The organism is Tepidibacter hydrothermalis (assembly GCF_029542625.1).
Classification (GTDB): domain Bacteria; phylum Bacillota; class Clostridia; order Peptostreptococcales; family Peptostreptococcaceae; genus Tepidibacter_A; species Tepidibacter_A hydrothermalis.
Window position 1 is genome coordinate 177,175 of the sequence record NZ_CP120733.1, and the last position, 14,401, is coordinate 191,575.

Consider the following 14,401-nt stretch of genomic DNA (forward strand, 5'->3'; position numbering starts at 1 on the left):
TAATTAAAATTTGATAAGGCTGTTATTATTATTGCAGCCTTATCAAATTGAATAGATTAGTTATAAAAATAACAAAAAAAATAAGGAGGAAATTTCATGACAAACGAGCGTAAACCTTCATTTGGAGCTTCACTAGGTGTGTTCTTAGGAATCGTAGGAATATTAGTTGTTGGAATTTTAGCATTTAAAATGGATATCCACATATTATTATCATTAGGTCTTATTTTAAGTTGTATAGTGGGTATTAAATCTGGATTTACTCTAGATGAACTTTTCGAAGGTATGGGACAAAGTTTAAAGAATGCAATGGTAGCATTATTAATATTCGTATTAATTGGAACTATTATTGGATCTTGGATTCAAGCTGGAACTGTTCCTGCATTAATTTATTATGGATTAAAATTCTTAAGTCCTAAATTTTTCTTACCAGCAGGATTTATAGTATGTAGTATTACTTCTTTTGCTACTGGAACATCATGGGGAACTGCAGGAACTGTAGGTCTTGCTATGATGGGAATGGGAATGGGACTTGGAATTCCGGCACCAGCGATTGCTGGTATGGTAGTAGCTGGAGCTGCTTTTGGAGATAAAATGTCACCTATGTCAGATACTACTATTTTAGCAGCATCATCTGCTCAAACTGATATGTATGAACATATTAAGGCTATGAGTTACACAACTATTCCTGCATATATTATATCTTTAATAATATATACAGTATTAGGATTTAAATATACTCAAACAGCAACAATGTCATCTGATCAAGTTGTTCAATTACAAAATACTTTAGTTGACACATTCAACTTAAACCCAATAGTTTTATTACCTATTATAGTTGTATTAGTATTAAGTTTTATGAAAGTACCTTCTGTTCCAGCTTTATTATTAGGAACTGTATTAGGAACAATTATTGCAATAGTATTCCAAGGTGCTAGTTTAGCAGAGTCATTCTCAGCTCTTAACTATGGATACACTCAAGCTAGTGGAATAGAAATGGTAGATAAGCTATTAATTAGAGGTGGAATACAAAATATGATGTGGACTTTCTCTTTAGCATTTATAGCTTTATGCTTAGGTGGAGTTTTAGAAACAGTTGGATTCTTAAAAGTACTTATAGAAAAAATATTACTAAAAGTAAAATCAGATGCAGCTTTAGTGTTAGTAGCAATGATAAGTACAATATTAGGATGTGCAGCAACTAGTGAAGTTTATCTATCAATTATATTAAATGGTAGCCTATATACAGAAGCTTTTGAAAAAAGAGGATTGAAAAAATCTCTACTTAGTCGTATATTAGAAGAAGGATCAACACTTGTTGGACCTATGATTCCTTGGACTACTTGTGGAGCTTTCATGGCAGGTGCCTTGGGAGTAAGTTCTTTAGAGTTAGCTCCATTTGCTCTTTTAAACTGGATAAATCCACTAATTTCAGTAGTACTTGCATATTGTGGAGTATTTGTATTTAAAGAAATAAAAGGAAAAAAAGCAGTATAAAAGAATAGTGTCTCCGAACTATATATCCTAAGGTTAATCTATGGAGTATAGTCAGGATTTTCTAAATCCACGGGGTATCTTAGAAATGAGATACCCTTCCGTAACATATTTTGAAAAGGAGAATTTTAAAGGATCTAAGCCCTTTATTGCCTTTTTGCAATAAAGGGCTTTATTATGGTTAAGGAGACTATATCATTTTTTGTTTTGTGGATAATTTGTTGAAAAAGCTGTGCTTGCAACTATTTTTAAGCAACGGAGCCTGTAAGGATCGTTGGCGACATGAGTCACCGCGTTAGCGAGTAGACGAATTTTTAGGGGGGAATAAAATGAAAAAAATTTCAGTTCATGATGCTATCGGACATGTATTGTGTCATGACATAACTCAAATAATACCTGGAGAAATTAAAGACAGAGCTTTTAAAAAAGGACATGTTATAAAAGAAGAAGATGTCAAAGTTTTGCTTTCATTAGGAAAAGATAACATTTATGTATGGGAAAAAAAAGAAGGATATTTACATGAAAATGAAGCAGCTGAGAGACTTACAAAATTAGCAGCAGGTATGGGGTTAGAATTTAGTGAAGTAAAAGAAGGAAAGATTAATTTTATTGCAAAATATGATGGTCTTTTGAAAATAAATACAGATTTATTATTAAAAATAAATTTATTAGATGAAATTATAATTGCTACAAGACACAATAACTATCCAGTAAAAAAAGGAGATAAGTTAGCAGCTACAAGAGTAATTCCGCTTATTATAGATGAGAAAAAAATTATTGAAGCTGAAAAAATTGCAAGTGGAAAAACAATAGTAGATGTAATGCCTTATAAAAAAGTAAATGTAGGTATAGTAACTACAGGAAATGAAGTGTATCATGGAAGAATAAAAGATGCTTTTGGTCCTGTTATAAGAAAAAAGGTAGAGAAGTATGGATGTAATGTTATAGATCAAAAAATAGTTTATGATGATACTGAGAAAATTTGTGATAGTATAAAAGATCTTATAGATAAAGGTGCACAAATGATTATATGTACAGGAGGAATGTCTGTAGATCCTGATGATTTAACTCCAAGTGCTATAAAAAAGACAGGAGCAAATATAATATCTTATGGAGCACCAGTATTACCTGGAGCAATGTTCTTACTTGCTTATAATGATGATATTCCTATACTAGGACTTCCTGGATGTGTAATGTATGCTAAAACTACAATCTTTGATTTGGTACTTCCAAGAGTGCTTTCACAAGATACGATTACAATTGAGGATTTAGCTGGATACGGCCATGGCGGATTATGTCTAGAATGTAATGAATGTACTTATCCACAGTGTAGTTTTGGGAAAGGGTGGTAAGAACATGAAACAGATGGTAAATCTAGAAATAGCTAATGAAATATTAGCTGAAAGAGTAGACAGCATTGAAGAAGAATATGTAAATTTAACAGATGCTCATAAAAGAATGCTTTCTAAAGATGTAATTTCTACTATTAATCAACCACCTTTTGATAGATCGCCTTTAGATGGATATGCTTTAAAATCAGAAGATACTAAAGGAGCAAGTGAAGAAAATCCAGTCGTTTTAGAAATTATAGAAGAGGTTTGTGCAGGAAGTTATCCTACTAAAGAATTAAAAAATAATATGGCAACTAGAATTATGACAGGTGCACCTATTCCAAAAGGTAGTGATTGTGTAATAAGACAAGAAGATACTTCTGAGAAAGATGGAAAAGTATATATATATAAAGAATTAAATGAATTTCAAAACTACTGTTTTGAAGGAGAAGATTTAAAAAAAGGACAAATAGTTATTAAAAAAGATACTGAAATTAATTTTGGAGAAGTAGGAGTAATTGCAAGTCTTGGAATAAAAGAAGTATCGGTTTATAAAAAACCTAAAGTAGCTATATTAAGTACTGGAGATGAACTACTAGATATAGGAGAGAAATTAATTCCAGGAAAAATATATAATAGCAATATATATACATTATCAGCTAGATTAAAGGAATTAAACACAGAGCCAATCATACTAGGTATCTCTGGTGATGATATAGAACAAACTGCTAGAAAAATTGAAAATATAATTGATGAAGTAGATTTGGTAATAACTACAGGAGGAGTGTCTGTAGGGAAAAAAGATATTATAAAGGATGTAATGAAAAAAATAAATGCTGATATATTATTTTGGAAAGTAGATATAAAACCAGGAACTCCTGTGCTTTGTAGTTACTTAAAAAATAAGTTGATAATAAGTCTATCAGGTAATCCAGCAGCATCTAGTATAACATTTGAGTTGTTAGTAAGACCTTTACTAGATAAAATGGTTAACAAAAAAGATTCAAAATTAAAAAGAACAAGTGCTGTATTTGATGATTCTTATTTGAAGAAAAGTGGAAAAAGAAGATTTTTAAGAGGAGAATTATCATATTCTCAAAATGGACCAGTAGTTAAGCTTACTAGTTCAAAACAATCTTCTGGAGTATTAAGTTCTACTTTAAAATGTAATTGCTTAATAGATGTACCTAAAGGGTCTACTGGACTTGAAAAAGGAGATAAAGTAGAAATTATATATTTATAATGAGTAGGAAATTATATTCCTATTTAAATTAGGGATAAGTATAATTTTCGTTACGAATTTCAAAAAAGTCTACATTAAAGATTTTTAGAAATAAAGACTTTTTTATAGGAGGATGGATAATGGAGAATGAACTTAAATTAAATCATTTTGATGAAAATGGAAAAGCGATTATGGTAGATGTAAGTGAAAAAAAAGACACTGTAAGAATTGCGATAGCTAAAGGTAGAGTTACTATGAAAAGAGAAACTCTTGCTTTTATAGAGCATGGAGAGATTGGAAAAGGAGATGTTTTGGGTGTAGCCAGAGTAGCAGGAATCATGGCAGCAAAAAAAGCATATGAGATAATTCCAATGTGTCATCCGTTAATGCTTAGCAAATGTCAGGTTGATTTTCATATAGATCAAAGAAAATCACAAATTCATATAGAAGCCGTAGTTAAAACTACAGGAAAAACAGGTGTAGAAATGGAAGCTCTAACGGCTGTATCTGCAGCTGGATTAACTATATATGATATGTGTAAAGCTGTGGACAAAGAAATGGTAATTGAAGATATCCATCTTGCTAAAAAAACAGGTGGAAAAAGTGGAATATTCATTAATGAAAGATAAATTTATAAAATTAATAGTATACACGTTATTTATACTTTGTATTTTATTTACAAGCATACCCGTAATATCTTTATTTTTATCATCGGGTATAGGTGTTATTAGTGAGATAAAAAATCATGTAGTTATAAATGCTTTTATTATAAGTATGAAAAGTACTTTAACATCTTTGATTATAATTATTATTTTAGGTATTCCAAGTGCTTATATAATTGCAAGAAAGAAGTTTAGATTTAAAAAATATATAGAGACAATATTAGAAATACCTTTGGTTTTACCGCCTTCTGTAGCAGGATTAATACTACTTATAACATTCGGTAAAAATGGAATTATTGGAAAGACATTATATCAAATGGATTTGAAATTATCATTTACATTTTGGGCAGTAGTGATTTCACAAGTTTTTGTAGCACTTCCGTTATTCATAAAAACAGCCAAAAATGGAATAGAGAAAGTTGACAAAGATTTAGAATTGACTGCAGCAACATTAGGAGATAAGCCTCTTCAAATATTTATGAATATAACATTGCCTTTGTCTTATAATTCAATATTAACAGGAGTGATTTTGGCATGGGCTAGATCCTTAGCTGAATTTGGAGCAACCATTATGTTTGCTGGTAATTTAGCTGGAAGAACTCAAACATTGCCTCTTGCAATATACTCAGCTATGGAAATAGATATGAATCTTTCTTTAGCAATAGCAAGTATCTTGGTAATAATATCAGTAACTATATTAGTAATAACAAAGCATATCTCTAATAGAAATTAGGAGGAATATGGATGCTTGAAGTTACAGCTTGTAAAAAATTACATGAATTTGACTTGGATGTTAACTTTAATGCTCAAAGAGGGGAAATCCTTGTAGTATTAGGACATTCAGGGTGTGGAAAATCTACACTTTTAAATCTTATATCAGGTGTAATTAAACCTGATTATGGAGAAATAAAATTTGATGAAAACTCAATCTATTCTAAGACTAATAGAATAGATATACCTATATATAAAAGAAGAATTGGATATATACAACAAAAAAGCGATTTGTTTCCCCATATGAATATTATCCAAAACATATCTTATGGAATAAGAAAAAACTTAGATATATCCAGAGTTGAAGAACTTATGAAAATGTTAGAAATATATGATTTAAAAAATAGAATGCCAAATCAAATATCAGGAGGTCAAAAGCAAAGAGTTGCTTTGGCAAGAGCCTTAATTATTAATCCAAAGATGTTATTATTAGACGAGCCTTTTAGTGCTTTAGATAATATAATAAAACAAAAACTTAGAAAAATAGTATTGGATATTAAGCAAAGCTTTAATATTCCTATCGTTTTTATAACTCATGATCTGGATGAAGCATATATGTTAGGTGATAAAATAGCTATTATGAGTGAAGGAAAGTTTTTGGATATAGGAAACAAAGAAGAAATTTTTATAAGACCTAAAAGTTTAGAGATTGCAAAGTTCGTTGGAATGAGCAATATCATAGATGGTAAATTGATAAAATCTGATGAAGATTATTTAATGGTGGATGTAAGAGGAATATATATAAAAGTTAAAAACAAAGATCATATAAAAACAAAAGACATTTCATTAGGAATAAGACCTGAAAATATTGAAATAGTAGATGAAAATGAAAGTAACAATACATTTGAAGCATATGTAAAAAAAATAGACTATGCTATTGATAGTTGTAAAATAGTAGTACTTTTAAAAAATGAATTAGAAATTGAAATTGTAGTTAACAAAAACATAGTTAAAGAAAAAAATATTGATATAGGAACTTATGTAAACATACATTTAGATGAAAATAACATCACCCTCTTAAGTTAGGGGATTTAATGATATATACACAATGATTGAAAAATAATTATTTCTAATAACCCAAGGAATATGATTATTATTCGAAAGGAGAAACAAAGTGACACCTATAGTTTGCGTTGTCGGTAAATCTAATGTTGGAAAAACAACTTTAGTAGTAAAAATAATAACAGAATTAAAGAGAAGAAATTACAAGGTTTCAACTATAAAACATGATGTTCATGGTTTTGATATTGATAAGCCTGGAAAAGATACTTGGAAACATGCTCAAGCTGGAGCAGATTCTGTGATGATTTCTTCACCTAATAAAATAGCTATGATAAAAAAAGTAGAAGAAGAATGGAATCTTGATAAATTAATGGAGCTTAACAATGATTCGGATATAATAGTTGCGGAAGGATTCAAAACAAGCGATAAACCTAAAATAGAAGTAATAAGATCTGAGAAGTATACTCAGTCAATATGTAAGAAAGAAGATTTAATAGCTATAGCTAGTGATATAAACCATAACGTTGAAGGAGTAGCTGTTGTTGATTTAAATGATGCAGCTGGATTGGTAGACATAATAGAAGAAAAAATCTTAAATACTAGAAAGTGTGATGAGTAATGGTCGATAATGCGGGGAGAAAAATAGAATATTTAAGAGTATCAATAACAGATAGATGTAATTTGAGATGTGTATATTGTATGCCTAAAGATGGGATTGAACTAATTAAGCATGATGAAATATTAACATTTGAGGAGCTATACAGAATAATAAAAGCATCATCAAATTTAGGAATTTCAAAAATTAGAATAACTGGTGGTGAACCATTAGCTAGAAAAGGAATAATTGAATTTATAAGAAACATAAAAAATATAGAAGGTATTGAAGAAGTAAGTCTAACTACAAATGGAATTTTACTTGAAGAATATATAGATGAGTTATTAAAAGCAGGGTTAGATAGAATAAATGTAAGCATAGATAGTTTGAATGAAGAACTATATAACAAAATAACTAGAAACAAAGGCCTAGATAAAGTATTAAGAGGTATAAAAATTGCTTTAGATAAAGGAATAAAAAGAGTAAAAATAAATACAGTTATAGTAAAGGAAATAAACAATGGAGAAATAATGGATTTTGTAGAATTAGTTGAAAAGATTCCAGTAGATGTTAGATTTATAGAACTTATGCCTATTGGAGAAGGAAAAAAATATACACAAGTATCTAATGATGAAATAAAAAAACTTATATTAAAAAATAGAAAATTGATTCCTTTTTCCAATGTAAAAGGTTCAGGACCAGCTAACTACTTTAAAACAGAGTCAAGTAAAGGATCTATAGGATTTATAAGTCCTATTAGTCATGAGTTTTGTAATCAATGTAATAGAGTAAGGGTAACTCCAGAAGGATTTTTAAAGCTATGTCTTCATTGGAATGATGGAGTTGATTTAAAAAAACATTTAAGAAACAAAGTTAGTGATGAACAGTTAAATAATATTATATATAAAGCTGTAAAACAAAAGCCATATAGACATGAATTCAAAAGTCAAAATAAAAATTCAGACTGTAGAAATATGTCTCAAATAGGTGGATAATTAGGAGGAGAAAGAAATGGGAAAAATATTAGGAGTATGTACAAGTGAGAAAAAAGGTGTTCAAAAAGTTAATGTAGGAAAGATTGAATTAGTAGAAAATCATGGATTAAAAGGAGATGCTCACGCAGGAGATTGGCATAGACAAGTTAGTCTACTTTCATGGGAGAAGATAGAAGACTTTAAAAACAGAGGTGGACAAGTTAAGGATGGAGATTTTGGAGAAAATCTAATAGTTCAAGGAATCGATTTAGCAAAATTACCAGTAGGAACTAAGCTTAAAATAAATGAAATAGAATTAGAAGTTACTCAAATTGGTAAAGAATGTCATCAACATTGTGCTATTTATCATGCAGTTGGAGATTGTATAATGCCTAGAGAAGGAATATTTGCTAGAGTATTAAGTGGTGGATTAGTACAAATAAATGATGAGATAGAGGTTGTTGAGTAATGAGAAAAAGTTTTTTTTGCCTTATTTTATTAATATTTATAACTATAGGATCTGTAGGATGTAATAATAAAAAAGTAGAAAAAAATAATGAAATTACTGTGTTTGCAGCATCATCTATGACTGAAAGTATGGAAGAAATTAAACAAGAATTTGAGAAAAACAATCCAGATATAAAAATAGTATTGAACTTAGATAGTTCAAGTAGACTTAGAACTCAGATTGAAAATGGAGTAAAACCAGATATTTTTATATCAGCAAATGAAAAGCATTGTAAATTACTACAAGAAAAAGGTATTACAGATAATAAAGAGCAATTATTAAACAACTCAATGGTTCTAATAGTTCCATCTGATAATCCTTGCAATATTGAGAATCTGAATGATTTAAGAAATAAATGCGATGTAGTAATAGCTCAAAAGGAAGTTCCAGCAGGAGATTATGCTTTAAGAATTTTAGATAATCTTAATGATAAATATGGTAAAGATTATAAAGATAGTGTTTTAAAAAATGTTGTTTCAGAAGAAAATAATGTTAAACAGGTGGTAACAAAAGTAGTTTTAAAAGAAGCGCAAGCCGCTTTTGTATATTCATCTGATGTTACAAATAAAATAAAAGATAAGGTCAAGGTAATAGATATTCCTAAAGAGTACAATGTGAATGCAACTTATTGGAGTAGTGTATTTAATGATAATGAGGAGTGTTTGAAATTTTACGAATATCTTAAAGGTGATCAGGGTAAAATTATTTTTAAAAAATATGGATTTGAGCCATATATTTAAAAATGGAGGACATAAAAATGGACATAAAAATAGATGATAAAGCTAGAAAATATATAAAGAAAAAAAATATTAAAAATATAGTAATAGATATGGTTAAAAAAGAGCCAAATGGAGGCTGATGCAAAGCAGATATCATTTTGCCGTGCGTAAAAATTGTAGACAAAATTGATGAAGATATTAGTAATTACAATCACTTTACTAATGAAGGAATACAAATATATATATCATCAGATGCACAAGTAAGAGATGAAGAAGATATAGAAATATATTTGAATAATATTCTAGGGTTTAAAAAACTAAATGTAAAGGGATTGGTTGCTGAGGTCTTATAAAAAGGAAGGTATTAAAAACTATGAAATTGCGTTCTAAATTGACAATTAGTTTGATACTTATTTCAAATATAGCTTTGTTAATAGTATCTTTAATAGGTTATACTAATGCTAGAAATAATTTGAAGGAAAATATAGACTATCAAATGAATTTAACGGTAGAAAAAATGAGTATGCAATTTGATGAGTGGGTTTTAAATAAATCACAAATAATAGAAACTATTGCAGAAATCATAAAAAATACTGATTCTACTGATAATATATCAAGAAATCATTTATTAGCGTATCAAAGAGATCCAGATATTTATGATATATATGTAGCGTTTGTTGAAAATGGATATTTAATTGATGGAGATAATTGGATACCTCCTGAAGGATATGATGCGAGAGATCGCGCTTGGTTCAAAAACGCATTGAAAAATGATAAATTATCTTTTAGTATTATACATGATGATGAAACGGTAAAAGATATATTCAATACTACACTGTCATTGCCTATAAAAGATAAAAACAATAATACTATAGCAGTGTTAGGTGGAGATATTGCAATTAAAGAACTTAATGAAGACGTCAAAAAAATGGATTTACAAGGGCATGGATATGGTTTTCTTATAGATGATACTGGATTTTGCTTATCACATCCAGATGATAAACTTGTAAAAACTAATCTATTAGAGAATAAAGAGATGAAAGAACAAGTAAATGAAATGTTGAAACAAAAAGATGGGAAAATAAAGTATACATCAGGCAAAAACGATTCCTTAATTGTATATAGAAAAATACCATCTACAAACTGGATTCTAGCACTTAATGTTAATGAATCAGATGTTTATAAAAATTTATATGAATTAAGAATGATGTATATCGTAATAAATTTATTAGCATTTATAGTAACTGTTATCTTTTCTTTTTATCTTTCTGGAAACATAATAAGACCTATTAATGATTTGAAAAAAGTAACAAATACAATAGGTACTGGAGATTTAACTGCTAAGATTGAACTAAATAAAAAAGATGAAGTAGGAGAATTAGCAAATTCTTTTGAAATAATGACTAATAATTTAAAAGATTTAGTGTTAAATACATATGATATATCCAACAATTTGTCTGCATCATCTAATCAATTATCTCATTCATCAGATGACCTGAATTTGATATCAGAAGATGTAAGTGATTCTATAAATAAAATATCAATAGATTTAACAAATCAATTTGAAGAAATGAACAAAACAAAAGATACTGTAAATGAGATAGTTCAAAGCATACAGCAAGTAGCTTTAAATTCTCAAGATATGAATAATCATGGATTAACAGTATTAGAGTCAGCACAAAATGGTAAAGTAACTATTGATAAAACAATAAGTACAATGGATAACATAGAAGAAGTTATGCAAAAATCTTCTTATGCTACTGAGGTGTTAACTCAAAATTCAAATGAAATAACTAGCATTATCAATATAATATCTGATATAGCAAATAAAACTAATCTGTTATCACTAAATGCTGCTATAGAGGCTGCTAGAGCTGGAGAATCAGGAAAAGGATTTGCTGTAGTAGCTGATGAAATTGGTAAGTTAGCAGAAGAATCTAACAGATCTGCAGAGAAAATATCTTCATTAATAAAAGAAGTTCAATTACAAACAAAAAATGCTATTGATTTAATGAACAAAGGGATGTATACTGCTAAAGAAGGAAGTAATGCAGTTTCTGATGCTAAAACAGCATTTGATGAAATACTTGAAGGAGTTAATGAGATAACTTACAAAATTCAAGATGTTTCTGCATCATCTCAACAAATTTATGCAAGCTCACAGGAAATTGCTTGTACTATAGAAAATGTTTCTAATATAAGTGAAGAAAATGTTGTAAATTCTGAAAAAGTTGCTAGTGCATCACAAAAGCAGCTTACAATTATAGAAGAGATGGACTTGAGTTCAAAAAATCTTGCTGATATGTCAGCAGAGTTACAAGAAAATATATTAAAATTTAAAATATAGTAAGAAAGTATATACCACTATAAAAGCATTAGCTCAATTAAGTTGTGCTTTGTGATAATAGTGGTTCTTTTTTTTTGAGCAAATTAAATATAGAATATATTAATATAAAAAAAATTTAATAAGGAAAATATATTAAAGGAGGTTTTTATGAATATTTTAGGTACTGGAATAGATATAATAGAAATAGAGAGAATAAAAAAAGCCATAAATAAAAATAATAGATTTTTAGAAAGAATTTATACAAAGAAAGAAATAGAGTACTTTGAACAAAAAGGTTATAAAGCTCAAACTATAGCTGGAAACTTTGCAGCAAAAGAGGCTATAAGTAAGGCATTTGGGACTGGAATTAGAGGCTATAAATTTAAAGATATGGAAATATTGAGAAATAACCTTGGAAAACCAGTTGTAAAATTGTATAATGAATTATATGAATTATCAGAAAAGTTAGAAATGAAAGAAATTTTATTGTCCATATCTCATTCAAAGGATTATGCAGTTGCAAATGCTATTTTAACTACTAAAAAGGAGGGATAGTTTTGACGGCAAAAGATATAATGACTAGCAATGTGGTAGTTGTAAATCAAGATGCTACTATAAAGGAGATAGCTGAGATATTCCTAAAAAATAGGATTGGGGGCGTCCCAGTAGTAGATGAAGAAAATAAGATAGTAGGAATAATATCAGAAACTGATATCATACAAAAAGAAAAAAATGTAAATATACCATCTTTTATAAATATACTTCAGGGATATATATTCTTTGATAGTTTTAAGGAGGTAGAAGAGGATATTAGAAAGATTGCAGCTTATAAGGCGCGTGATATAATGTCGAAGGATGTTATGACTGTTAAGGAAGATGATAGCGTTGAGTATGTTGCAAATGAAATGATAAAGAAGTCTATAAATAGGGTTCCTGTTGTTGATGATAATAATTATATTAAGGGTATTATATGTAGATATGATCTTATAAAAGCTATGTACAAGTAAATATAAGGGGGGATTTTGTGAAAAAGTGGATCTTATGTATCCTTGTAATTATACTAGCAAGTATTAGTTTTACAGGATGTAGGGAATCCACAGATGAAGAAGTGTACTATAAATTCCAAAAGAAAATAAATAAGTTAGATTCGTATTCATGTATAGCAACTATAAGTGTATGTGGAAATAAATCTATAAAAGAATATGAAGCGAGTCACTATTTTAAAAGCCCAAATTACTATAAATTAGTAACATTATATCCTAGCAATATAAAAGGAAAAATAACTATTTATGATGATGATAAGATTATAATAAAAAATCCAAAATACAAAGATGAATTAAAATTTACTCATAGAGGTATAGAAAATAGGTATTTATTTGTAGGAGACTTTTTGAAAAATATTTTTGAAAATGAAAATTTGAAGATAAGTTCGGATAAATATTTCTTGATTCTAGAAACTAATATACCTGGTTCTTCGTTCTACTTTAATAAACAAAAAATTTATGTTGACAAAAAAACATTAAAGCCTAATAAGTTAGAGATAATGGATGTTAACTTAAAGAAAAGATTTGTTGTTAATTATAAGGAGTTTAAATACAACGAGGATTAAATTAAAGGGGGAAGGAATATTGAGTTATAAAAAAAGAGCTACTTGGGCAGAAATAAATATAGGGAATTTAAAGCAAAATTATAAGAATATAAAAAAATTACTCAAAGAAGACACAAAAATATGCGGAGTTATTAAAGCTAATGCTTATGGACATGGTTCTGTACAAATTGCAAAGACTCTTGAGGAGGAAGGCGTAGATTATCTAGCTATTGCCACACTTGAGGAGGGAATAGAACTTAGAAACAATGATATAAAATCACCCATATTATGTCTTGGTTATATACAAGAAAACTGTTTTGATCTGGCAGTAGAAAAGGATATAGACATAACTATATATAAAAATGAATCAGCCCAAAGTCTAAATAAAATTAGTAAACAAAAGAATAAAAAAGCTAGAGTACATATAAAATTAGATACTGGAATGTCGAGGCTTGGATTTCAAATAAATGATGAATCTGTAGACACTATTGAGAGTATATGTGGATATTCTAATTTGGATGTTGTAGGTATATACAGTCATTTTGCCATGGCAGATGAAAAAGATAAGACATTTACCAATAGGCAGTTTGATAAATACACATATATTATAAATAAATTAGAAAATAGAGGAATAAAAATTCCTATAAAGCATATATGTAATAGTGCGGGTATAATGGATTGTCCTGAGTATCATCTTGATATGGTAAGGAGTGGAATAATACTTTATGGACACTATCCTTCTGAGGATGTTATGAAGGATAGAATAGATCTAAAACCTGTTATGACATTAAAGACAACAGTATCGAATATCAAAACTATAAATCCTAATACAGGAATAAGCTATGGTCAAAAATATATAGCAGATGATTTTGCTAAAATAGCTACTGTTCCTATTGGATATGCAGATGGTTTTACAAGAATGCTAAACCAAAATGCAAATATGAAGATAAAAGATAAACTAGTACCTGTAGTTGGAAGAATATGCATGGATCAATGTATGATTCGAGTAGATGGATTAGACGTAGAAATAGGAGATGAAGTGGAAATCTTCGGAGAAGATGCAAATACTAAGATAGAGAGGTTAGCTGATTCTTTAAATACTATAAATTACGAGGTCTTATGCATGATTTCTAGAAGGATACCGAGGGTGTATTTGGAAGGAAATAGAGTTTTACACATACTAGATTATCTGATAAAATAGAGGTGTAATTA

The 14,401-nt window shown here is 28.7% G+C and carries 16 protein-coding genes and 1 riboswitch; all 16 genes read left to right on the plus strand.

Features of this window, described 5'->3' with window-relative positions; translation table 11 throughout:
• Positions 1-96: 96 nt before the first annotated feature.
• The 16 genes from nhaC to alr all read left to right on the plus strand — a co-directional run bounded on the left by nhaC (position 97) and on the right by alr (position 14,390).
• Complete coding sequence (nhaC, locus tag P4S50_RS00670; protein ID WP_277732585.1) at positions 97-1,494, plus strand: Na+/H+ antiporter NhaC; 1,398 nt, start codon at positions 97-99, stop codon at positions 1,492-1,494.
• Positions 1,494-1,631, plus strand: a riboswitch (molybdenum cofactor riboswitch). It overlaps the preceding gene by 1 nt.
• 189 nt (positions 1,632-1,820) lie before the next feature.
• Positions 1,821-2,843, plus strand: coding sequence for a molybdopterin-binding protein (locus P4S50_RS00675; protein WP_277732586.1), 1,023 nt, complete (start codon positions 1,821-1,823; stop codon positions 2,841-2,843).
• 4 nt (positions 2,844-2,847) lie between these two features.
• Positions 2,848-4,065, plus strand: coding sequence for a molybdopterin molybdotransferase MoeA (locus P4S50_RS00680; RefSeq protein ID WP_277732587.1), 1,218 nt, complete (start codon positions 2,848-2,850; stop codon positions 4,063-4,065).
• Between the two features lie 119 nt (positions 4,066-4,184).
• Positions 4,185-4,673 (plus strand): cyclic pyranopterin monophosphate synthase MoaC, encoded by a 489-nt coding sequence (gene moaC / locus P4S50_RS00685; protein ID WP_277732588.1) that lies wholly within the window; start codon positions 4,185-4,187, stop codon positions 4,671-4,673.
• A complete protein-coding gene (modB, locus tag P4S50_RS00690; protein ID WP_277732589.1) occupies positions 4,648-5,439 on the plus strand; it encodes a molybdate ABC transporter permease subunit in 792 nt (263 codons plus the stop codon). The genes moaC and modB overlap by 26 nt, the downstream gene beginning before the upstream one ends.
• An 11-nt stretch (positions 5,440-5,450) precedes the next feature.
• Positions 5,451-6,503, plus strand: coding sequence for an ABC transporter ATP-binding protein (locus P4S50_RS00695; protein ID WP_277732590.1), 1,053 nt, complete (start codon positions 5,451-5,453; stop codon positions 6,501-6,503).
• 88 nt (positions 6,504-6,591) lie between these two features.
• The gene (gene mobB, locus P4S50_RS00700) at positions 6,592-7,098 is read left to right on the plus strand and encodes a molybdopterin-guanine dinucleotide biosynthesis protein B (RefSeq protein WP_277732591.1); all 507 of its coding nucleotides are present in this window, start codon (positions 6,592-6,594) and stop codon (positions 7,096-7,098) included.
• Positions 7,098-8,069: a GTP 3',8-cyclase MoaA gene (gene moaA, locus P4S50_RS00705; protein ID WP_277732592.1), complete on the plus strand. Its 972-nt coding sequence runs from the start codon at positions 7,098-7,100 to the stop codon at positions 8,067-8,069. The genes mobB and moaA overlap by 1 nt, the downstream gene beginning before the upstream one ends.
• A 16-nt stretch (positions 8,070-8,085) precedes the next feature.
• A complete protein-coding gene (locus P4S50_RS00710; RefSeq protein WP_277732593.1) occupies positions 8,086-8,517 on the plus strand; it encodes an MOSC domain-containing protein in 432 nt (143 codons plus the stop codon).
• Positions 8,517-9,296, plus strand: a complete 780-nt coding sequence (gene modA, locus P4S50_RS00715) for a molybdate ABC transporter substrate-binding protein (protein ID WP_277732594.1) — start codon at positions 8,517-8,519, stop codon at positions 9,294-9,296. The genes P4S50_RS00710 and modA overlap by 1 nt, the downstream gene beginning before the upstream one ends.
• 137 nt (positions 9,297-9,433) lie before the next feature.
• Positions 9,434-9,628 (plus strand): hypothetical protein, encoded by a 195-nt coding sequence (locus P4S50_RS00720; RefSeq protein WP_277732595.1) that lies wholly within the window; start codon positions 9,434-9,436, stop codon positions 9,626-9,628.
• Positions 9,629-9,648: 20 nt separating this feature from the next.
• The gene (locus P4S50_RS00725; protein ID WP_277732596.1) at positions 9,649-11,622 is read left to right on the plus strand and encodes a methyl-accepting chemotaxis protein; all 1,974 of its coding nucleotides are present in this window, start codon (positions 9,649-9,651) and stop codon (positions 11,620-11,622) included.
• A 147-nt stretch (positions 11,623-11,769) separates the two neighbouring features.
• Positions 11,770-12,156, plus strand: coding sequence for a holo-ACP synthase (gene acpS, locus P4S50_RS00730; protein ID WP_277732597.1), 387 nt, complete (start codon positions 11,770-11,772; stop codon positions 12,154-12,156).
• A 2-nt stretch (positions 12,157-12,158) separates the two neighbouring features.
• On the plus strand, positions 12,159-12,608 hold the full coding sequence (locus P4S50_RS00735; protein WP_277732598.1) for a CBS domain-containing protein: 450 nt from the start codon (positions 12,159-12,161) through the stop codon (positions 12,606-12,608).
• A gap of 17 nt (positions 12,609-12,625) precedes the next feature.
• On the plus strand, positions 12,626-13,210 hold the full coding sequence (gene gerS / locus P4S50_RS00740; RefSeq protein WP_277732599.1) for a germination lipoprotein GerS: 585 nt from the start codon (positions 12,626-12,628) through the stop codon (positions 13,208-13,210).
• Between the two features lie 19 nt (positions 13,211-13,229).
• Positions 13,230-14,390 carry an alanine racemase gene (gene alr / locus P4S50_RS00745; protein WP_277732600.1) on the plus strand — a complete coding sequence of 387 codons (1,161 nt, stop codon included), beginning with the start codon at positions 13,230-13,232 and terminating at the stop codon, positions 14,388-14,390.
• Positions 14,391-14,401: the final 11 nt, after the last annotated feature.